At 73.4% G+C, this 18,531-nt stretch carries 20 protein-coding genes; 8 read left to right on the top strand and 12 right to left on the bottom strand.

Annotated features, from left to right (window positions below):
* The first annotated feature begins 1 nt into the window (after position 1).
* From AC27IY_RS02740 to AC27IY_RS02720, 5 genes are read left to right on the top strand one after another with little or no spacing between them, the layout of a single operon-like run.
* Positions 2-1,177: an acetyl-CoA C-acetyltransferase gene (locus tag AC27IY_RS02740; protein WP_487177020.1), complete on the top strand. Its 1,176-nt coding sequence runs from the start codon at positions 2-4 to the stop codon at positions 1,175-1,177.
* Between the two features lie 26 nt (positions 1,178-1,203).
* Positions 1,204-2,751 carry a glycoside hydrolase family 3 protein gene (locus tag AC27IY_RS02735; RefSeq protein ID WP_487177019.1) on the top strand — a complete coding sequence of 516 codons (1,548 nt, stop codon included), beginning with the start codon at positions 1,204-1,206 and terminating at the stop codon, positions 2,749-2,751.
* A gap of 3 nt (positions 2,752-2,754) precedes the next feature.
* Positions 2,755-3,426 (top strand): pentapeptide repeat-containing protein, encoded by a 672-nt coding sequence (locus AC27IY_RS02730; protein WP_487177018.1) that lies wholly within the window; start codon positions 2,755-2,757, stop codon positions 3,424-3,426.
* A gap of 58 nt (positions 3,427-3,484) precedes the next feature.
* A complete protein-coding gene (locus AC27IY_RS02725) occupies positions 3,485-4,099 on the top strand; it encodes an RNA polymerase sigma factor (protein WP_487177017.1) in 615 nt (204 codons plus the stop codon).
* A complete protein-coding gene (locus tag AC27IY_RS02720) occupies positions 4,096-4,704 on the top strand; it encodes a hypothetical protein (protein WP_487177016.1) in 609 nt (202 codons plus the stop codon). Before AC27IY_RS02725 ends, AC27IY_RS02720 begins: the two co-directional genes overlap by 4 nt.
* Positions 4,705-4,717: 13 nt before the next feature.
* On the opposite strand, the gene AC27IY_RS02715 is transcribed toward AC27IY_RS02720, so the two are convergent.
* From AC27IY_RS02715 to AC27IY_RS02705, 3 genes are read right to left on the bottom strand one after another with little or no spacing between them, the layout of a single operon-like run.
* Complete coding sequence (locus AC27IY_RS02715; protein WP_344205128.1) at positions 4,718-4,909, bottom strand: ferredoxin; 192 nt, start codon at positions 4,907-4,909, stop codon at positions 4,718-4,720.
* 9 nt (positions 4,910-4,918) lie between these two features.
* Positions 4,919-5,797 (bottom strand): pyridoxamine 5'-phosphate oxidase family protein, encoded by an 879-nt coding sequence (locus tag AC27IY_RS02710; RefSeq protein WP_487177015.1) that lies wholly within the window; start codon positions 5,795-5,797, stop codon positions 4,919-4,921.
* Between the two features lie 8 nt (positions 5,798-5,805).
* Positions 5,806-6,258, bottom strand: a complete 453-nt coding sequence (locus AC27IY_RS02705) for a VOC family protein (RefSeq protein ID WP_487177014.1) — start codon at positions 6,256-6,258, stop codon at positions 5,806-5,808.
* 115 nt (positions 6,259-6,373) lie between these two features.
* On the opposite strand from AC27IY_RS02705, the gene AC27IY_RS02700 reads away from it, so the two are divergent.
* Positions 6,374-6,961 carry a CGNR zinc finger domain-containing protein gene (locus tag AC27IY_RS02700; protein ID WP_487177013.1) on the top strand — a complete coding sequence of 196 codons (588 nt, stop codon included), beginning with the start codon at positions 6,374-6,376 and terminating at the stop codon, positions 6,959-6,961.
* A 13-nt stretch (positions 6,962-6,974) separates the two neighbouring features.
* On the opposite strand, the gene AC27IY_RS02695 is transcribed toward AC27IY_RS02700, so the two are convergent.
* A complete protein-coding gene (locus AC27IY_RS02695) occupies positions 6,975-7,823 on the bottom strand; it encodes a LysR family transcriptional regulator (protein WP_344205134.1) in 849 nt (282 codons plus the stop codon).
* An 81-nt stretch (positions 7,824-7,904) separates the two neighbouring features.
* On the opposite strand from AC27IY_RS02695, the gene metE reads away from it, so the two are divergent.
* Positions 7,905-10,067: a 5-methyltetrahydropteroyltriglutamate--homocysteine S-methyltransferase gene (gene metE / locus AC27IY_RS02690; RefSeq protein ID WP_487177012.1), complete on the top strand. Its 2,163-nt coding sequence runs from the start codon at positions 7,905-7,907 to the stop codon at positions 10,065-10,067.
* 7 nt (positions 10,068-10,074) lie between these two features.
* Here metE and AC27IY_RS02685 read toward each other — a convergent pair whose 3' ends face one another.
* From AC27IY_RS02685 to AC27IY_RS02660, 6 genes are read right to left on the bottom strand one after another with little or no spacing between them, the layout of a single operon-like run.
* Positions 10,075-10,920 carry a phosphotransferase family protein gene (locus AC27IY_RS02685; protein WP_487177011.1) on the bottom strand — a complete coding sequence of 282 codons (846 nt, stop codon included), beginning with the start codon at positions 10,918-10,920 and terminating at the stop codon, positions 10,075-10,077.
* Positions 10,921-10,978: 58 nt separating this feature from the next.
* On the bottom strand, positions 10,979-11,893 hold the full coding sequence (locus AC27IY_RS02680; protein ID WP_344205138.1) for a carbohydrate ABC transporter permease: 915 nt from the start codon (positions 11,891-11,893) through the stop codon (positions 10,979-10,981).
* Positions 11,894-11,895: 2 nt separating this feature from the next.
* A complete protein-coding gene (locus AC27IY_RS02675) occupies positions 11,896-12,807 on the bottom strand; it encodes a carbohydrate ABC transporter permease (RefSeq protein ID WP_487177010.1) in 912 nt (303 codons plus the stop codon).
* Positions 12,807-14,216: an N-acetylglucosamine/diacetylchitobiose ABC transporter substrate-binding protein gene (ngcE, locus tag AC27IY_RS02670; RefSeq protein ID WP_423473742.1), complete on the bottom strand. Its 1,410-nt coding sequence runs from the start codon at positions 14,214-14,216 to the stop codon at positions 12,807-12,809. Before ngcE ends, AC27IY_RS02675 begins: the two co-directional genes overlap by 1 nt.
* A 36-nt stretch (positions 14,217-14,252) precedes the next feature.
* On the bottom strand, positions 14,253-14,987 hold the full coding sequence (locus AC27IY_RS02665; RefSeq protein ID WP_371252498.1) for a sugar isomerase domain-containing protein: 735 nt from the start codon (positions 14,985-14,987) through the stop codon (positions 14,253-14,255).
* Positions 14,988-15,857, bottom strand: coding sequence for a MurR/RpiR family transcriptional regulator (locus tag AC27IY_RS02660; protein WP_091092422.1), 870 nt, complete (start codon positions 15,855-15,857; stop codon positions 14,988-14,990).
* Positions 15,858-15,936: 79 nt separating this feature from the next.
* Here AC27IY_RS02660 and AC27IY_RS02655 point away from each other — a divergent pair, with 79 nt between their 5' ends.
* Entirely contained in the window at positions 15,937-16,917 is a 981-nt protein-coding gene (locus AC27IY_RS02655; RefSeq protein WP_487177009.1) for an N-acetylglucosamine kinase, read from the top strand.
* A 94-nt stretch (positions 16,918-17,011) separates the two neighbouring features.
* Here AC27IY_RS02655 and AC27IY_RS02650 read toward each other — a convergent pair whose 3' ends face one another.
* Positions 17,012-17,914: a hypothetical protein gene (locus AC27IY_RS02650; RefSeq protein WP_487177008.1), complete on the bottom strand. Its 903-nt coding sequence runs from the start codon at positions 17,912-17,914 to the stop codon at positions 17,012-17,014.
* Positions 17,911-18,456 (bottom strand): RNA polymerase sigma factor, encoded by a 546-nt coding sequence (locus AC27IY_RS02645; RefSeq protein ID WP_449942845.1) that lies wholly within the window; start codon positions 18,454-18,456, stop codon positions 17,911-17,913. The genes AC27IY_RS02650 and AC27IY_RS02645 overlap by 4 nt, the downstream gene beginning before the upstream one ends.
* Positions 18,457-18,531: the final 75 nt, after the last annotated feature.

Raw genomic sequence — 18,531 nt, 5'->3', positions numbered from 1 at the left:
GATGAGAGAGGCGTACATCGTCGGCGCCGTCCGCAGCCCCGTCGGGCGCAGGAACGGCGGCCTGGCCCGCACCCATCCCGCCGACCTCGGCGCCCACGTGCTCAAGGAGCTGATGAGCGGCGTGGACGCCGACCCCTCGGCCGTCGAGGACGTCATCTTCGGCTGCGTGGACACCGTCGGACCGCAGGCGGGGGACGTGGCCCGTACCTGCTGGCTGGCCGCCGGGCTGCCCGAGGAGGTGCCCGGCGTCACGGTGGACCGCCAGTGCGGCTCGGCCCAGCAGGCGCTGCACTTCGCCGCCCAGGCCGTGCTGTCGGGCACGAGCGACCTGGTCGTGGCGGGCGGCGTGCAGAACATGAGCATGATCCCGATCTCCTCGGCCATGCTCGCCGGGCAGCCGCTCGGGCACGCGGACCCGTTCACCGGCTCCAAGGGCTGGGCCGCCAGGTACGGCGCCCAGGAGGTCTCCCAGTTCACCGGCGCGGAGCGGATCGCCGAGCGGTGGGACCTGTCGCGCGAGGAGATGGAGCGGTACGCGTACGAGTCGCACCGCCGGGCCCTGCGCGCCATCGACGCCGGATTTTTCCGGCGGGAGATCGCCCCCTGCGACGGCGTGACCGACGACGAGGGCCCGCGACGGGACACCACGCCGGAGCGGATGGCCGCGCTGAAGCCCCTCGTCCCCGGCGGCCGGCTGACCGCCGCGCTCGCCTCGCAGATCTCCGACGGGGCCGCCGCCCTGCTCATCGCCTCCCCCCGCGCGGTACGCGACCACGGCCTCACCCCGCGCGCCCGCGTCCACCACCTCTCGGCCCGCGGGGACGACCCGATCACGATGCTGACCGCGCCGATCCCGGCCACCGCGCACGCGCTCGGCAGGACCGGCATGTCCATCGACGACTTCGACGCCATCGAGGTCAACGAGGCGTTCGCCCCGGTCGTGCTGGCCTGGATCAAGGAGACCGGCGCCGATCCCGCCCGGGTCAACCCGAACGGCGGCGCGATCGCCCTCGGCCATCCGCTCGGGGCGACCGGCGCGGTGCTCGCCGTCAAGCTGCTGCACGAGCTGGAGCGGACCGGCGGCAGGTACGGCCTGCAGACCATGTGCGAGGGCGGCGGCCAGGCGAACGTCACCGTCATCGAACGCCTGACGTCACAAGATGCCTCTAGCAAATAAGAAACTTTCCTATTAGATTCGGAGGCATGCCACAGAGCGGTGACCTGCTGCGCCTCGCCGACGCCGTCCTCTTCCCGGGCTTCACCGGGCGGACGCCACCCGACTGGATCCGCCGCAGGCTCGGCGAGGGGCTGGCGGGGGTGGCGCTGTTCACGCGCAACATCGCGGGCCCCGGCCAGCTCGCCGGGCTCACCGCCGCGCTGCGCGCCGAGAACCCCCTGGTGCTCGTCGGCGTCGACGAGGAGTCGGGCGAGGTCACCCGCCTGGAGGTGGCCGGCGGCAGCAGCCGGCCCGGCGCGTACGCGCTCGGCGTCGTGGACGACGAGGCCCTGACCGAGGCCGTCGCCCGCGATCTCGGCGCGGACCTGGCGCGGGCCGGGATCACCGTCGACTTCGCGCCGTCCGCCGACGTCAACTCCAACCCGGACAACCCGGTCATCGGGCTGCGGGCGTTCGGCGCGGAGCCCGAGCTGGTCGCCCGGCACACCCGGGCGTTCGTCCGGGGCCTCCAGGCGGCGGGCGTGGCGGCCTGCGCCAAGCACTTCCCCGGGCACGGCGACACCTCCGTGGACTCGCACCACGGCGTGCCCGTGGTCGCCGGCGACGGCTTCGAGGACGCGCTGCTGCCCTTCCGCGAGGCGATCAAGGAGGGCGTCAGGACGGTGATGACGGGGCATCTGCTCGTGCCGGCATACGACGCCGAGCTGCCCGCCACGCTCAGCCCCAAGGTGCTCACCGGGCTGCTCCGCGAGGAGCTGGGCTTCGACGGCGTGATCATCACGGACGGCATCGAGATGGCGGCGGTGTCGGAGGCGTACGGGATCGGGGGCGCCGCCGCTCGTGCCATCGCCGCCGGGGCGGACGCGATCTGCGTGGGCGGCGAGCGGGCCGACGAGGGGACGGCCGTGGAGATCCGCGACGCGATCGCCGCCGCCGTGGCCGACGGACTGCTGCCCGAGGAGCGGCTGGCCGACGCCGCACGCCGGGTCCGCGAGCTGGCGACCTGGGCCGCCGCCTCCTCGGGCGGCTCAACGGGCACTCTGGGCGGCTCTACGGGCGGCTCTGCGGGCGGTTCTACGGCGGCCGGGACCGGCTCAGGGGACGGTGGGCTGGAGCTGGGGCTGGTGGCGGCGCGGCGGGCCGTGCGGGTGACCCGCCGCTCCGCCGCCCCGGTGCTGCCGCTGTCCGGCCCGGCGTCCGTCGTGGAGCTGGCGCCCGAGATGAACCTCGCCATCGACAAGAACACCCCGTGGGGCGTCGGCGAGCCGCTGTCGCGCCTGCTGCCCGGCACCACCGTCGCCAGGCTGACCGCCGCCGAGGCGACGGGCCCGGCGCTGGAGCGCCTGCTCGGCGCGGCGACCGGCCGCCCGCTGGTGATCGCGGTACGCGACGCGCACCGCTACGCCTGGCAGGGCGAGGCGCTGCGGCACCTGCTGAGCGCCCGCCCGGACGCGGTCGTGGTCGAGATGGGCCTGCCCGCGCGGGCCGACCTCGGCGCGGCGCACGTGGCCACGTACGGCTCGGCCAGGGTCTGCGGCCAGGCGGCGGCGGAGGTGCTGACCGGTAGGCTCTGAGCCGTGGAGTTCGACGGCGAGGACCTCTCACGCAAGGCGCTGAGCGAGCGGCTGCCGCCCGGCGAGCCGCATGTCTTCCGCGGCTGCGACCTCACCGAGACCGACCTGTGGGGCGCCTCGCTGGGCGGGGCCGTCTTCGAGGCGTGCGTGCTCGACCAGACCGACTTCCGCCGGGCCGACCTCGACGGGGCGGTGTTCACCGGCGGGGGCGGGATGCGGGTCCGCTTCAACGACGCCGACCTCATCGACGCCGCCTTCACCGACGTCGACCTGTCCTCGGCCCAGTTCGCCGGGGCGCTGCTCACCGACGCCTCCTTCACCGGCTGCCGCATGATCGGCGCCTCGCTGACCGCCTCGCGCGGCACCGGCTTCCGGCTGTCCCGCTCCAACCTCACCCTCGCCAACCTCGGCGGCTGCTCGCTGCGGGGCGAGCTGGTCGAGGGCGTCCGCTTCGACGACGCCGACCTGTCGGGCTGCGACTTCACCGGCGCCACCTTCAGCGACTGCCGCTTCATCGGCACCCGGCTGCTCGGCACCACGTTCGCCAAGGCCGACCTGCGGGGCGCCGACCTCGGGCAGCCCGACGACGCCAAGCTGCGCGCCTTCGCGGGCGCGGTGATCAACCAGTCCCAGGCCAACGCCATCCTCGCCGCCCGGGGCATCACCGTCCTCTGACGCCGCCTTGGTCGCACCTCGCGCGGAACCCGCCCCGGCGTGCGGACACGGACGAGTCGTGAGCACTGATCTCGAATTATGGTCCCGCGCGGCCGAAGGGAGCGGCGAGGCCTTCGGCGCCTTGTTCGACAGGTACGCGCGCGACGTCTACAACCACTGCTTCCGCCGCACCGCGAACTGGTCGGCCGCCGAGGACCTCACCTCGGTGGTGTTCCTGGAGGCGTGGCGGCGGCGCGGCGAGGTGCGGATCCATCGCGAGAGCGCGCTCCCCTGGCTGCTCGGCGTGGCCAACAACGTGCTGCGCAACCGGCACCGGTCGCTGCGCCGCCACCGGGCGGCGCTGGAACGGCTTCCCGCGCAGGCGTACGAGCCCGACCCGGCCGAGGACGTCGCCGGGCGGCTCGACGGCGAGCGCCGGATGCGCGCGATCCTGGCGCTGGTGGACCGGCTGCCGCCGGCGGACCGCGAGGTCCTGGCCCTGTGCGTCTGGTCGGAGCTGTCCTACGAGGAAGCGGCCGTGGCCCTGGGGGTCCCGGTGGGCACCGTGCGGTCGCGGCTGTCGCGGGCGCGGAGCCGCCTGAAGGACCTCCTGGAGAAGGAACCCCGGCCACGGCCCGGACACGGATGGAGTGAGCGCCTCTCGGCGCTCCGCAAGAAGGGAGAGGAGCTGTGACCGACCCCCGGCCTCCGGCGGAACGCGACCTTCCCGCCGCCCGGCACGCGCTCAGGAAGGCCCATCTGATGACCGTGATCGAACAGCCGGTGCGCCCCCGCCGTCGCCGGCTGGGCCTGGCCGTCCTGGTGACCGCGGTCGCCGCCGCCCTGGCGGTCGGCGTCCCCGTGACGCTGGGCCAGGGCGCCGTCCCGGCGAACGCGGTGATCCGCGAACCTGACGGGTCCATCAAGCTCTACATCAAGGACTACCGGCATCCCGAGGTGATCGAACGCCGGTTGTACGACCTCGGCGTTCGGGCGGACGTGACCTTCCTGCCCACCGGCCAGGACTGCAGGGAGCCTCGGGGCACGTACCTCCCCGACAACCCCGCCCTGCTCACCAGCGAACCGCCGGCCGAAGGCGAGGACGACTACTGGAGGCTGCATCCGGAGCAGATCGGGCCGGGGCAGACCTTCGTCTACACCATGTGGTACGAGGAACAGGGAGAGAACCGCATGTTCAGCGCCCGCTACCGGGTCGCGACCGGCCCGGTGGCGCCCTGCGAGATCGTCCCCGGCGGGCCCGTGATGGAGGAGGGCCCGGAGGGCGGCATCGGCGGCTGACGCGGCGCACGGGTCAGTCCCCGTCCAGGAGGACGGCCTGTACGGGGCACGCCCGGGCGGCCTGCTCGACGGCGGGCCACGACGCGTCGGCGGGTGCGGCGTCGTACACCAGCTCGTCATCGTCGTCGAGGGCGAACACCTCCGGGGCGGCGAAGACGCATTGGGCGTGGGTCTGGCACAGGGTCCTGTCGACACGGACGTGCATGGTTGCCTCTCAGCTGGGGTTGAAGCGGGAGTACTTGCCGAACGACCACCGTTGGGGGACGTCGCCGGCGATGTGGACGACCTTCTCGACGTCGAAGTCGACCAGGCGCTGCGCGCCCGGCACGGCGGCCGCCCTGTCCGGGTCCCAGTCCACGCGGGCGCGGCCGGTCAGGTGCAGGGTGTGGCCGTTCTCCCAGTCGAGGAAGAGCAGCCCGCAGCGCGGTTCGAGTGCGAGGTTGCCCAGCGTCATGTACATCGCGTTGCCGACGTAGTCGGGCCAGGTCAGCCGCCGGTCGCCGGTCACGATGACGAAACCGGGGTTGCCGCCCCGGTGGGAGGCGTCCACGCCCAGCCCGGCCGCGTACGTGGCCACGAAGAACGTGTCGGCTTCGGCGATCCACCGCCGGTGCTCGGCGGCGAGCGCGTCGCTGACGAGCACCGACCTGCCGGCCGAGGGGGCGTCGGCGACGTAGGCGCGGGTCTGGATGTACTTCGGGCAGTTCGCGTACACCTGCTCGGTGTGGATCACCAGGCGGCCGCCGTCGTCGTGGGCGCGGCCGTTGACCCGCATCCGCCTCCGGGTGGCCGGCTCGATCGCGATCATGCCGACCGGCCGTTCGGCGCCGAAGAGGCCGGCGAGCGGTTCTCCGGGCAGGCGGTCGGCGACGACGGTGCGGTCGTCGGGCACGGTGACGAATCCCGGCGGGCCGGCGAGCGCGCCGGCCCACGCGGCGCCCGTCTCGTCCACGGCCGCGACGACCACCAGGCGCTGCTGCCCGAGGAAATCCGCGGCCACCTGGGGGACGGTCGTGCCCACGCCCGCCGACCCCCAGCCGTCGGCGGTCAGACCGGCGCGGCGCTGCACGGCGTGCTCGCCTCGATGGAACATGCGAACTCCTAGAAGAAGCCGCAGGTGGGGGCGCCCTGGACGGGGGCCGCTGCGGTCTCGGCGCCGGTCGGCGCGTAGATCTCCAGGCGGATGCCGTCCGGGTCGGTGAAGAAGACGCCGCCGGAGGACGCGCCCTCGCCGTGCGGGACGACCCCGTCGTAGGCGAACTCCACGCCGAGGTCCCGCAGGACGGCCTCGTGGCGGCGGACCGCCTCGATGTCGGACACCTGGAACGACAGGTGGTGCAGTCCGGGGCGATCCGCGGGGAAGACGCCGCCGCTCTGCTGCCACAGCGTCAGGACGAGGGCGCCGTCGCGGCCGAGGAAGGCGAACCTGCGCTCGCCGTCGGTCTGCTCGGCCAGGGTGTCGAAACCGAAGACCTGGCGGTAGAAGGCGGTGGAACGTGCCAGGTCGGTCACGTTCAGGGCGACGTGCCCGGTCTGCAGGGCCTGTGTGGTCATGGGGAATCTCCAGAGTGGTGCGATTTTCTAACGTCTGACTGCCGATGCAAGCGTTAGAAATATCGCAGACGGTTTCTCATGGTGTCAACTCGCCGGTAGCGTTAGAAAAGTGGAAGTGGCTCACCTCGCAGGCGGCGGCGCGCCGCTCCTCGGCGAACCGCCGCCGATCGAACTCGCCAACACCTCGTACGCGGTGCGGGGCCGCCCCAAGGACGGCCTGCAGAGCATCGAGCACCTGGCCGCGTGGCTGCGCGACCTGCGCCCGCGCCTCGCGGTCCCGCTCACCGACGCCGACCTGCGCGAGGTGAGCGACAGCGACCTGCACGCCGCCAGGGAGGTCAGGGACGCCGTCCGGGCCCTCGCCGTCGCAGCCGTCGACGGCCGTGATCCCGACCCCGCCGCCGTCGAGGCACTGAACCGTCATGCGAGCTGCACCCCGCGCTGGCACGAGCTGCGCACCGCCCCCGAACCCCACCTGGCGGTCTGCACCGCGGGCCGCCCTGTCGCGGCCGCGATCGCCGCGCTGGCCGAGGAGGCCGTCGTCCTGTTCGCCGGGCCGCTCCGCCATGAGCTGCGCGCCTGCCACGGCCCCGGCTGCGTGCTGCACTTCGTCCGCGACACCACGCGGCGCGAGTGGTGCTCAGCCGGCTGCGGCAACCGGGCGCGCGCCGCCCGCCACTACGCCAAGGTGCGGCAAGGCTGAGCGGTCAGGCCCCCTACCTGGTCCACAGGGCGTCCTGGACGGCCTGCACCAGGGCCATGAGCTCGGGCGTCACCCGTTCCCTCGACCACGCCAGCGCGTACGTGATCCGCAGCTCCCCCGCCTCCAGCGGCACGAAGCGCACGTCATCCCTGCGCACGGCGCGGACCAGGAGCTGCGGGATCGGCAGCACCCCCGCGCCCGCCGCGACCAGGTCGAGGCCGGCGGCGAAGTCGTCGTCGGGCACCAGCCGCGCGTGGCCGGGCAGCCCGGCCCACGGGCGGGCGGAGGGGGTGAGCAGGGTCTGGCCGGCCAGGTCGTCAGGAGCCAGCCGGGGCCGGGCGGCCAGGCGGTGCCCGGCCGGCACCGCCACGTGGTCGACGGTCACGTGGAAGCGGGCCGCCGTGACGAACGCGGCCGGGGCCGGGGTGGCCAGGATCGCCGCCGAGACCTCGCCCGCCGCCAGCGCCCGCGCGGCCTCGGCGCGCCCGGCCGCCCGCAGCTCCACCCCGATCGACGGGGTGCGCCCGGCCAGGCGGCGGACGACGCGGGCGGCGAGCGTGCCGACGAGCGGTGGATAAGCCAGATGAATGATCGGGCGAGCGAGCCTGGCAGCCTCGGCGGTGAACGCGGCGACCGACTCCAGCGCCTGCTCGGCGTAGGGCAGCAGGGCCTTGCCCGCTGCGGTGAGGCGTACCTCGCGGGCCGAACGCTCGAAGAGGCGGACCCCGGAGGCGCGCTCCAGCCGGGTGATGGCCTGGCTCATCGCCGGCTGCGACATGCCCAGGTCGGCGGCGGCGGCCGAGAAGCTCAGCCTGGCGGCGACCCGCGTGAAGCAGTGGATCTCCCTGAGCATAAGCAGCATCGATCCATGGTGCACCACCCGGCCCCGGCTCGGCACGATCACGGCGATCACTCGTACGCAGAAGAGGAAGCCGAGGGCAAGATGACGCCGTTTCCGACGTCCACCGTGCTGGGATATCCGCGGATCGGGCCGCGCAGGGAGCTGAAGCGGGCGCTGGAGTCGTACTGGGACGGGCGCAGCACGCGGGCCGAGCTGGAGCGGACCGGGGCGGAGCTGCGCGCCCGGACCTGGCACCGGCTGGCCGGGCTGGGGCTGGAGGGGCTGCCGTCCAACACGTTCTCCCTGTACGACCACGTGCTCGACACGGCGGTGCTGCTGAGCGCGGTCCCGGAGCGCTACCGGGAGGCCGCCGACCCCTACTTCGCGATGGCCAGGGGCACCGACGGGCTCGCGCCGCTGCGGATGACGAAGTGGTTCGACACGAACTACCACTCCCTCGTCCCCGAGCTCGGCCCGGAGACCACGCTCAAGCTGGACGCCGCCAAACCGCTCGGCGAGATCCGGGAGGCGCGCGCCCTCGGCTACGAGACCCGGCCCGTGTTCGTGGGGCCGGTGACGTTCGTGCTGCTGGCCGGGGCGCTCGACCGGCTGGACGACGTGCTCCCCCTCTACGAGGAGCTGCTCGGCGAGCTGGCCGCCGAGGGCGTGGCCTGGGCGCAGCTCGACGAGCCCGCGCTGGCGGCCGACCGGACGCCGGAGGAGCTGGCCGCCGTGCGCGCCGCCTACGACCGGCTGGGCGCGGTGCGGGCGCGGCCCCGGCTGTTCGTGGCGTCGTACTTCGGGGAGCTGGGCGCGGCGCTGCCCGCGCTGGCGGCCACGCCGGTGGAGGCGATCGGCCTGGACCTGGTGCGGGGCGGCGTCCCCGCCGCCGACCTCACGGGCAAGACCGTGGTCGCGGGCGTGGTGTCCGGGCGGGACGTGTGGCGGACCCCGACGGAGCGGGCGCTCGCCGCGCTGGCGGCCCTGTCCGCGACCGGGGCGGAGCGGGTCGCGGTGAGCACGTCGTGCTCGCTGCTGCACGTGCCGCACGACGTGGCGGACGAGCCGGAGCTCGATCCGGGGCTGCGGGCCCGCCTCGCCTTCGCCGACCAGAAGGTGGCCGAGGTCGTGGCCCTCGCGGGAGCGCTGGACGACCTGCCCGCGGCCGGCTTCCAGGAGAGCGGCCCGTCCGTGGCGCTCGCGGACCCGCCGCCCGCCGGGGGCCGGGCCCCCTACCCGGTGCGGGCGGCGGCGCAGGCCGCGCGGCTCGGGCTGCCGCCGCTGCCGGTCACCACGATCGGCTCGTTCCCGCAGACCGGGGAGCTGCGCGCGGCCCGCGCCGCCGTCGCGGCGGGCACCCTGGCCGAGGACGCCTACGAGCGGCGCGTCGAGGCCGAGATCGAGCGGGCGATCCGGCTGCAGGAACGGCTCGGCCTGGACGTGCTCGTGCACGGCGAGCCCGAGCGCAACGACATGGTGCAGTATTTCGCCGAGCGCCTCGACGGCTTCGCGGTCACCAGGAACGGCTGGGTCCAGTCCTACGGCTCGCGCTGCACCCGGCCGCCTATCCTGCACGGCGACGTGCGCCGGCCGGCGCCGATCACCGTCCGGTGGGCGGAGTACGCGCGGTCGCTGACGGACCGGCCGGTCAAGGGCATGCTGACCGGGCCGGTGACGATCGTGGCCTGGTCGTTCCGCCGCGACGACCTGCCCTTGCGCGACGTGGTGTTCCAGGTCGCGGAGGCCGTCAGGGAGGAGGTGGCCGACCTGGAGGCGGCCGGGGTGCCGATCATCCAGGTGGACGAGCCGGCGCTGCGCGAGCTGCTGCCGCTGCGGCGGGCGGCGCAGGAGGAATACCTGGAGTGGGCGGTGGCGGCGTACCGGAGGGCCACGTCGGGGGCCGGCGACAGCACCCAGATCCACACGCACCTGTGCTATTCGGACGCCGACCAGATCCTGGCCGCGATCGACGGGCTGGACGCCGACGTGACCACCATCGAGTCGGCCCGGTCGGGGGCGCGCATCCTGGGCGCGGTGGAGGGGTTCGGGCGCGGGCTCGGGCCGGGCGTCTACGACATCCACTCGCCCCGCGTGCCCTCGGCCGAGGAGGTCGAGGACCTGCTGCGCAGGACGTCGCGGGCGCTGCCGGCCGGCCGGGTGTGGGTCAACCCGGACTGCGGGCTGAAGACGCGGACGTACGAGCAGGTGGAGGCGGCGCTCGCCAACGTGGTCGAGGCCGCCCGCCGCCTGCGCGCCGAGGTCTGAGCGAGGGTCAGGCGAACGTCCAGGGCAGATGGGCGAGGGCGGCGTCGGCGTAGTGGCGGGGGCCGGTGCTGAGGCCGTAGGCGAGGTCCTCGATCAGCGCGCAGCGGGCGTAGAAGCGCACGCGGGCGCGGTCGTCCTCGTCCAGGGAGCCGGGGTAGTGGGCGACGACCAGCTCGAAGACCCCGGGGCCGAGGTCGCGGTAGAGGCGGGCGAAGTCGTGCGCGGGATCGGTGACGGCGGCGTCGCTCCAGTCGATGACGCCGGTCACCGCGCCCGTGGCCGGGTCGACCAGGATGTGCTCGGCGCCCAGGTCGTTGTGGCAGAAGCGCAGCGAGCGGGGCTCGCCCGGCGGCTCCTCCGCCAGGAACCGCTCGACCAGGGGACGCTGCCCCTCGGGGACGTGCCGCTCGACGTCGCGGTAGTCGAGCTCGGCCTCCTCCAGCAGGGTCGCGGCCGGGTAGAGGTCGAGCGGGGCGAGCTCGCCCAGGCGGGCGGTGTCGGCGGCGTGCAGGGCCGCGAGGAAGCGCCCCAGCGGCTCGGCGAGCCGCTCGGGCCGCTCCGTCGGGGACGTGTTGAGCGGCTCGCCGGGCAGCTTGCGGTAGGCGAGGGCGCCCACCTCGGCGTCGGCGAAGACGACCTCGGGCACCGGGAGCGGCGACAGCCCGGCGACGGCCGCCAGGAGGTCCACCTCCTGCCGGAGCGCCTCGGGGTCGGCCGCCTTGGGCAGCCTGATCAGCAGCTCGCCGTTGACCTCGTGCACGGTGTGGTCGAGGCCCCGGCCGAGCGGGCGGACGGAGCCGACCTCGTAGCCGGGGAGGTGGCGGGCCAGCAACGCGCGGATGTCGCCTGTCACACCCCGCACCCTAGAGCCGGACGGGCCGGGCGCGCGAGCGATTTGCCCGCAGACCGGCCTATTTCACCGCACCTGCCGTCAAACCAGCCTGGATCTGGCGCTGGAAGACCGTGTAGACGACCAGCATCGGCAGGATGGCCAGGGTCAGCGCGGCGAACAGGGCCGACCAGTCCTGGTCGTAGCCGGCGGCGGTCGAGATGTCGGCGATGCCCTGGGTGAGCACCCACTTGTCCCGCTCCTGGAGCAGCACCAGCGGGAGCTGGTACTGGTTCCACTGGCCCAGCACGTTGAAGATCGTGATGCTGACGATGCCCGGCCGCGCCATCGGCAGCATGATCTGGAAGAACACCCGCGTGTGCGAGGCCCCGTCCACCATGGCCGCCTCCCCCACCGCCGCCGGCAGCGTGCGGAAGAAGGCCGACAGGAAGAAGACGGTGAACGGCATCGAGTACGCGATGTACACCAGCACGAGCCCCGCGTGCGTGTTGAGGCCGATGAACGGCCCGACGACCGGCAGGTTCCCCATGTTCTGGACGACGAAGAACAGCGGCGTCAGCGCCAGGTAGACGGGGAAGGCCAGGCCGGACACGAACAGCAGGTAGATCGCCCGGTTGCCGCGGAAGGGGTAGCGGGCCAGCACGTACGCCGCCATCGACCCGACGAGCATCGTGCCGAACGTGCTGAACGCCACCACGACCACGCTGTTGAGCATGTACTGCCCGATGTGCGCCTGCTCCCAGGCCCGCCCGAAGTTGTCCCAGCGCAGGGCGGCGGGCAGCGACCAGGCATCGCCGAAGATCTCGTCCTCGCTCTTGACCGAGGCCAGGAACGTCCACACCATCGGCACGATCACCAGCAGCGTCCAGACCAGCAGCGCCACATGCGTGAGCACGCTGAGCGGCCCGAGCCGCCGCCTGCGCTCGGCGCGGGCGAGTCTGCGCGAGTTCGCCACCGTCCAAGTCGTCGTGCTCATCTCTAGTACTCGATTCGTTCGCGCCTGGACAGGCGCAGCGACAGGACGGAGAACCCGACGATGAAGACGAACATCATCACGCCGAGCGCGGAGGCGTAGCCGAAGCGGAAGTACTGGAAGGCGTTGCGGTAGATCTCGGCGGCCATGACCGTGGTCGACCAGTCGGGGCCGCCGTGCTGGTCGGTCATCACCCACACGATCGCGAACACGTCCAGGGCGAGGATGCCGAGGTAGACCCAGGCGACCTGGAGGGTGTCCCAGAGCAGCGGGAGCGTGATGCGGAAGAAGAGACTGACCCGGCCCGCGCCGTCGATCTGCGCCGCCTCGAACATGTCACGGGGGATGCTCGCCAGGCCCGCCGAGAACAGCACGACGTAGAAGCCGACGGCCTGCCACACCATGACGCCGAGCACCGACCAGAACGCCACGTCCGGGTCCGACAGGAACCCGATCGGTTTCATGCCGAGCGCCATGAGCGGGCCGTTGAGCATGCCGCTGCCGTCCGGCCGGAACACCTGCTGGAACAGCACCGCCACCACGGCGACGGCCAGCACCTGCGGGAAGAAGAACACCACCCGGTAGAACTTCGACCCGCGGATGCCGGTCACGCCCTGCGCGCCGCCCACGTTGAGCAGGAAGGCGAAGAACAGCGCGATGACGATCGTGCTCAGCGGCAGCAGCACCAGCAGGGCCGCGTTGTGCGTGACGGCCTTCCAGAAGATCTCGTCGCCGAACAGGCGGACGAAGTTGTCGAAGCCGACGAAGGCGGGCGTGGCCGTCACGCCCCGCCAGTCGGTCATCGCGATGTAGAACGCCTGGGCGTACGGCGAGATCACGTAGACCAGGTAGAGAATCACCGGGGCTGCCAGGAACGCGGTGATGAACAGCCCGCGGCGATATCTGTTGAACAGCATCAGCGCTTGTACTTCTTGATCGAGGAGTCCTTCTTGAGCTCGTCGGCCTTCTTCTGCAGGCGCTCCAGGTAGGCCTCCGGCTTGAGCCCGCCGGTCATGAGCTCGCCGGTGGCGGCGACGGCCTCGTCCTTGAGCTGGGCGTACCAGGTCTGCCAGCGGTAGTAGACGACGTTCTGGCCGGCGTCGGCGAACGCCTTGGTGGCGCTGGCCGCGCCCGGGGAGAGCTGGCGGCCCTCGCCCGCGCCCTTGACCACCGAGACGGTCCTGACCAGCTCGCTGAAGTCGCCGGCCGCCTTCTTCGACAGCATGGCCCGCAGGTACTCCATGCCGCCCTGCGGGTTGGGCGACTTGGACGGGACGATGAAGTTCTCGCTCGGCTGGCTGTGCAGGGTGCCGTACGGCATCGCGTCGGAGCCGGTGATGTCGGGGATGGGGAACATGCCGTACTCGAAGTCGGCCGGGGTGGTGGTCTTCTGCTCGTTCTCCAGCCAGGAGCCGGAGGGCAGCATGGCGACCTTGTACTTGTTCTGGGCGGTCTGGGTCTGGACGTGGTCGAGGCCCGGGGTGCCCTCCATGAGGTACTTGGCGCCGATCTCCGCCCAGGCGGTGGCCGCGGTCTTCATGGCCTCGCTGGTCCAGGCGCCGTCCTCCAGGTTGTCGATGTTGACCAGGACCTCGTTGCCGCCGATCTTGGCGGCCGTGGTGAGCAGCGGCTCGTACAGGTATTGGGGGAACTTGCCGGCGTAGGTGAAGGGCGCCATCTTGCCGGACTTCTTGATGGTCTCGCAGAGCTTGAGGAACTCGTCCCAGGTCTTGGGCGCCTCCCAGCCGTTGTCGCGGAACGCCTTCTGGGAGTACCAGATGCCGAAGATGTAGTTGACGTAGCCGAGCACGCTGAAGGTGCCGTCGTAGGTGCCGAGGTCGATGACGGCCTGGTCGATGGTGTCGCGGACCTTCACGTTGGGGTCGTCCCAGCTCGGGGCGTCGAGCAGCGGCGTGAGGTCCTGGAGCTGGGAGTCCTGGGCGAGCGCGCCGAAGTCCATGGCGTTGGCGCCGGAGTTGTCGATCACGTCGGGCGGGTTGCCGCCGGCGAAGCGCGGCTGGAGGACCTTGGTGATCTCCTTGGTCGCGTTGTGCTTGATCTGCGCGCCGGGGTACTTGGCGGCGAACAGCGGCTGGTGGATGTTCTTGGCGTAGTCCTGGCCGAAGCCGCCGTCGAAGATCCACACCTCCAGCGGCTTCTTGCCGTCCACGCCGAACGGGTTGGCGGCGCTGGTCGCGACCGGCGCGGCCGAGCCGGACGCCGCGGGCTTGGCGGCGGGCGTGGCGCACGCGGCGAGCGCGCCGGCCACGGGCACGAGGGCCGCGCCACGGAGGAGTTCACGCCTGCTGATATGGGGGGTGGGCATAACGACTACTCCTGACTTCTTACGATTCGCGGATCGTCACGCTCCGCGTCTGATGCGGCCCTGGTAGCGGCTCTCCAGGGCCTTGTTGTGCTCGTCACCGCCCGTCACGTTCACGGACAGGTAGACCGGGGGCGTCTCCCCCAGCGCGACGAGCTCGTCCACCGCCTCGGTGACCACCAGCTGCGCCAGCAGCGCCGAGGTGATCGTGGACACCGCGCCGTAGCTGCCGCCGCCGGGCAGGTCGAGGATCGCGTCACCGTACGGCGCGCCGTTGTCCAGCACGACGTCGGCCAGGTCCATGAGCTTGGCCCCTGACGGGTGGCGCGAGGTCATCCCGGTGCTGTGCGCGACCGAGGTGAGGGCGATGAGGGGGTGGCCGCGGTCCTTGACGAGCCTGGCGAGCTCGACGACCGCGCCGTTGATGCCGGAGCTGGAGATCAGCACGAACACGTCCTCCGGCGCGACCGGCGCGAGCGCGTAGATCTCGTGCGCGACGGCGGGGTCGCGTTCCAGCTCGGGGGTGAGCACGCCCGGCGGGTGGCCGCCGTACAGGACCAGGTCTCGGGGCGAGAGGCGGTTGCTCGGGACGAGACCGCCGGCCCGTCCGGCGATCTCCATGGCGATGGCCTCGGAGTGGCCGGAGCCGAACGCCTGGACCACCCCGCCGGCCCTGAGCGCGGCCACCAGCAGCGCGGCCGCGCGCCTGACGGGCTCCGCCTGGCTCTCGGCGACCCGCCGGGCCAGCTCCAGGACCTCGTTGACGTACGACATTCAGCCTCTCTCCACCCGGTGACTCTCCACGGCGCTGATCGTGCGCTCGAACGCCTCGTTCGTACGCTCGTAGGTGCGCTGGGCGACGGCCACGTACACGGCGTCCAGCACGAAGACCTGCGAGTGGACGGCGGCCAGCCCGCCCAGCCGGAACGTCGTCTCCCTGCTGGCGGTGGTCAGCACCAGGTCGGCCAGCTCGGCCAGCGGGCTGCGCGGGAAGGAGGTGACCGCGACCGTCAGCGCGCCGTGGCTGCCCGCCTCGGCCAGCGCCTCCATGACCTCGCGGGTGCGGCCCCGGTGGCTGACGCCGACCGCCACGTCGCCCTCCTTGAGCAGCGCCGCCTCGGCCAGGGCCACGTGCGCGTCGCCCGCGCTCCAGCCGGGTACGCCGATCCTGCGCAGCCGCCCCTCCAGCATCCTGGCGACGTCGCCGCTGGTGGAGACGCCGACCAGGAGCACCCGGGGAGCCGCCACGATCGCGTCGGCGACCCGGGCCACGGTGTCCAGGTCGAGCTGGGCGGCGGTGTCCTGGATGAGGCGGGTGTCGGCGGCGGCCATGACCTCGATGGCGCTGTCGAGCGGGTCGTCGGGGCCGATCTCGTGGCCCACGCCCGCGCCCCAGCCCGCCTGGGCGGCCCGGCCGGTCTCGGTGGCGAGCGCCACGCGCAGCTCGGCGTAGCCGGAGAAGCCGAAGGCCCGGCAGAACCTGGTCACGGTCGCGGGCGAGCTGCCGGCCCGCTCGGCCAGCGCGATGATCGTCGATCGCGCGGCCTCGGCGGGGTCGCCGAGTATCACCTCGCCGACCCGGCGTAACGCCTCCGGCAAACCGGGTAGTTCTGTCTCGACGCGTCCGAGCGCACCTGAAGTCACGAATATTCCTTCCGAATACCCGGCCTTGCGGCGAAAATTATTCTTGCTAACCGGCGTAGTCAACCCCCAGACTCGGACCGTGACGAAATCGGGAGTGGGCGGAGCGCTGGTGATCGGCGTGGACGCCGGAGCCACCTCCACCCGGGTCGCCGTGCACACGCTGGACGGCACGCGGGTGGGCTACGCGCGGGCCGGCGCGGGCAACCCCACCGCCCACGGGATGGCCAAGGCGGTGGCCGCCGTCCGTGAGGCGCTGTCGGCCGCGCTCGACGGGCTCGACAGCGGGCGGGTGGCGGCCTCGCTGGCCGGGGTCGCCGGGCACGTGCCCGAGCTGACGCCGGAGCTGGCGAAGGTCTGGGCCGACCACGGCATGGCCGAGGGGCCGCAGTGCGAGGGCGACCTGCTCATCGGGTACGTCGCCGGCTCGGCCGAGCCCGACGGGGCGCTGCTGCTGTCCGGCACCGGCGCGGCGGCGGCCAGGATCACCGGGTTCCGGCTCGACGCCGTCGCCGACGCGATGGGCTGGCTGCTGGCCGACGCGGGCTCCGGGTTCTGGATCGGGCGCGCGGCGGCGATGGCCGTGGTCGACGCCTTCGACCGCGGCCTGCCGGTCACGGCCGTGGACGACCCGGCGGACCGGCTCGTGTCCCTGGTCGCGCGCGACTTCCTCGGCGCCGAGCGGCCGGACACGCCGCGCGCGGTCGCCGCGCGGATCGTCCGGCTGGCGCAGGCCGACCACATGCGGCTGGCCACCCTCGCCGCGCTGGTCAGCCGGGCCGCCGCGGCGGGCGACCCGATGGCCGTCACGATCGTCGAGGACGCCGCCGACCGGCTGGCCGCGACGCTGCGCCGGGTGCACGTCTCCGGCCCGGTGGTGCTCGCCGGCAGCGTGCTGACCAGCGAGGGCCCGGTGCGCGCGGCCGTGACCGCGCGGCTGCCCGGCGTGCCGATCGGCACGGCCCGCGACGCGGCCGGCGCGGCCGCCTGGCTGGCGGCCCGCCCCCTGCTGGGCGACGCGGCGAAGGCGCGCCACGGCGCCTTCACCGGGCTCAGCCCGTAGGACACCCCGGCACCTTCACCAGGCTCAGCCCATAGGACACCCCGGCACCTTCACCGGGCTCAGTCCGTAGGACACCCCGGCGCCTTCACCGGGCTCAGTCCGTAGGGGGCGCGTCGCCGCGGACCGGGTTCCTCGCCAGGTGCTCCTTCGTCACCAGGAGGCGGACCGCGCCGTCGCGGATGGACTCGGCGTCCCAGACGTACCAGCCGGGTCCCACCCCCGACGCCTCCTCTCCCGGCCGTGCCGAGAAACCGCCGTTCGGGCGCGGCGTGATGAGCTGGTAGACGACCTCCAGGCCGCGGGCCCGCGCCGCCGCGCTCACCTCGCCCACGGTCCGCCCGCCGATCTTGACGCCCTCCAGGGGCTCGCCCTTGGCGTCCGCGCGTCCCGGAGCCCCGTACGTCTCCCCCGGCCGCGCGGCGCGGCCGAGCTTGACCCAGGCCCCGCCCTTGAACGTGACCGGCAGCCTGATCACCAGCACACAGCCGGGCCGCCCCACGACGCATCCCGACGGCTCGCTGTCGGTCCTCATCGCCGTGCTCCCTCGCGTGGCGCCGCCCGCGCTCGCCACCCCCATCTGCACCACGCCACCGGCCCGGCTCGGCCCGGCCGGCACGATCTGCAGGTGCACGTCGAGGCCCACGGCGGCGAACCCCCGGTTGTAGGCGTCGTACTGGGCGTAGGCGTCCTTGACGCGGGCCACCCACTCGCCGCCCTCCCTGGTGATGTCCAGCTCGGTGCTGGCGTAGACGGCGGTGCCGCCGGGACCGGCGAGCAGGCCCGGGCCGAGCACCGCCCCGGCGGCGAGCACGGCGGTGGCGGCGGCCCCCGCCAGGAGCCGCCTGGCCGGTGTCCCGAGCCGGCGGGCACGGGGGGCCGGAGCGGGCTCCACGTGCCCGGCGGTGATCGCCGCGAGCAGGGCCCGCGCCCCCTCGGTGGACGACTGCCCGGTCAGCTCCTCGTCGCGCACCCGCGCGAGACGCGTCAACTCGTTCATACGCTCTCCATGACGATGCGGCCTGCGGGAACGCCGGCCGCGGCCAGCGCCTTGGTCAGCCGCCGGCGCGCCCGGTGCAGCCGGATGCGCACGGCGTTGCGCGAGCACCCCAGGACGGCGGCGATCTCGCCGTGGTCCAGCCCCTCCCAGGCGACCAGCGAGATCAGCTCGCGGTCGTCGTCCGACAGCACGGCGAGCGCCTGAGCGACCGCCTCCAGGTCGGCGGGCAGGTCGTGGGCGGGCGAGGGGGTGCGGGCGTACAGCTCGGCGAGACCGGCGTCGAACGCCACCACATGGGCGTGGCGGCGGTGCTCGCCGCGGCGGTGGTTGGCCAGCACGTTCCTGGCGACGCCGTAGAGCCACAACCGGGCCTCCTCGCCCGGCGGCAGCGCGTCCACGCGCCGCCAGGCGATGGCGAAGGTCTCGGCCACCACGTCCGCGGCGTCCTCGGGGGAGTCGCAACGGCGGACGGCGTAGCCCAGGATGCGGTCGTACGTCTGTCTGTACACGGCCTCGAACCGGATCTTCCGGTCATCGTCCACGGGCGGTTCCCATGGTCGGCCTCCTCGGGGTCGGTGGCGGGACACCCTCTACATGTCGCCGACCGCGCCGGCATT

It is taken from the genome of Nonomuraea sp. B208 (assembly GCF_057536035.1).
This window is presented reverse-complemented; position numbering and strand designations above follow the sequence as displayed.

Coding starts and splice junctions, on each gene's coding strand:
- AC27IY_RS02740 (WP_487177020.1), top strand. CDS start 2: ATGAGAGAGGCGTACATCGTCGGCGCCGTCCGCAGCCCCGTCGGGCGC.
- AC27IY_RS02735 (WP_487177019.1), top strand. CDS start 1,204: ATGCCACAGAGCGGTGACCTGCTGCGCCTCGCCGACGCCGTCCTCTTC.
- AC27IY_RS02715 (WP_344205128.1), bottom strand. CDS start 4,909: ATGCACGTCCGTGTCGACAGGACCCTGTGCCAGACCCACGCCCAATGC.
- AC27IY_RS02710 (WP_487177015.1), bottom strand. CDS start 5,797: ATGTTCCATCGAGGCGAGCACGCCGTGCAGCGCCGCGCCGGTCTGACC.
- AC27IY_RS02705 (WP_487177014.1), bottom strand. CDS start 6,258: ATGACCACACAGGCCCTGCAGACCGGGCACGTCGCCCTGAACGTGACC.
- AC27IY_RS02695 (WP_344205134.1), bottom strand. CDS start 7,823: ATGCTGCTTATGCTCAGGGAGATCCACTGCTTCACGCGGGTCGCCGCC.
- metE (WP_487177012.1), top strand. CDS start 7,905: ATGACGCCGTTTCCGACGTCCACCGTGCTGGGATATCCGCGGATCGGG.
- AC27IY_RS02680 (WP_344205138.1), bottom strand. CDS start 11,893: ATGAGCACGACGACTTGGACGGTGGCGAACTCGCGCAGACTCGCCCGC.
- AC27IY_RS02675 (WP_487177010.1), bottom strand. CDS start 12,807: ATGCTGTTCAACAGATATCGCCGCGGGCTGTTCATCACCGCGTTCCTG.
- ngcE (WP_423473742.1), bottom strand. CDS start 14,216: ATGCCCACCCCCCATATCAGCAGGCGTGAACTCCTCCGTGGCGCGGCC.
- AC27IY_RS02665 (WP_371252498.1), bottom strand. CDS start 14,987: ATGTCGTACGTCAACGAGGTCCTGGAGCTGGCCCGGCGGGTCGCCGAG.
- AC27IY_RS02650 (WP_487177008.1), bottom strand. CDS start 17,914: ATGAACGAGTTGACGCGTCTCGCGCGGGTGCGCGACGAGGAGCTGACC.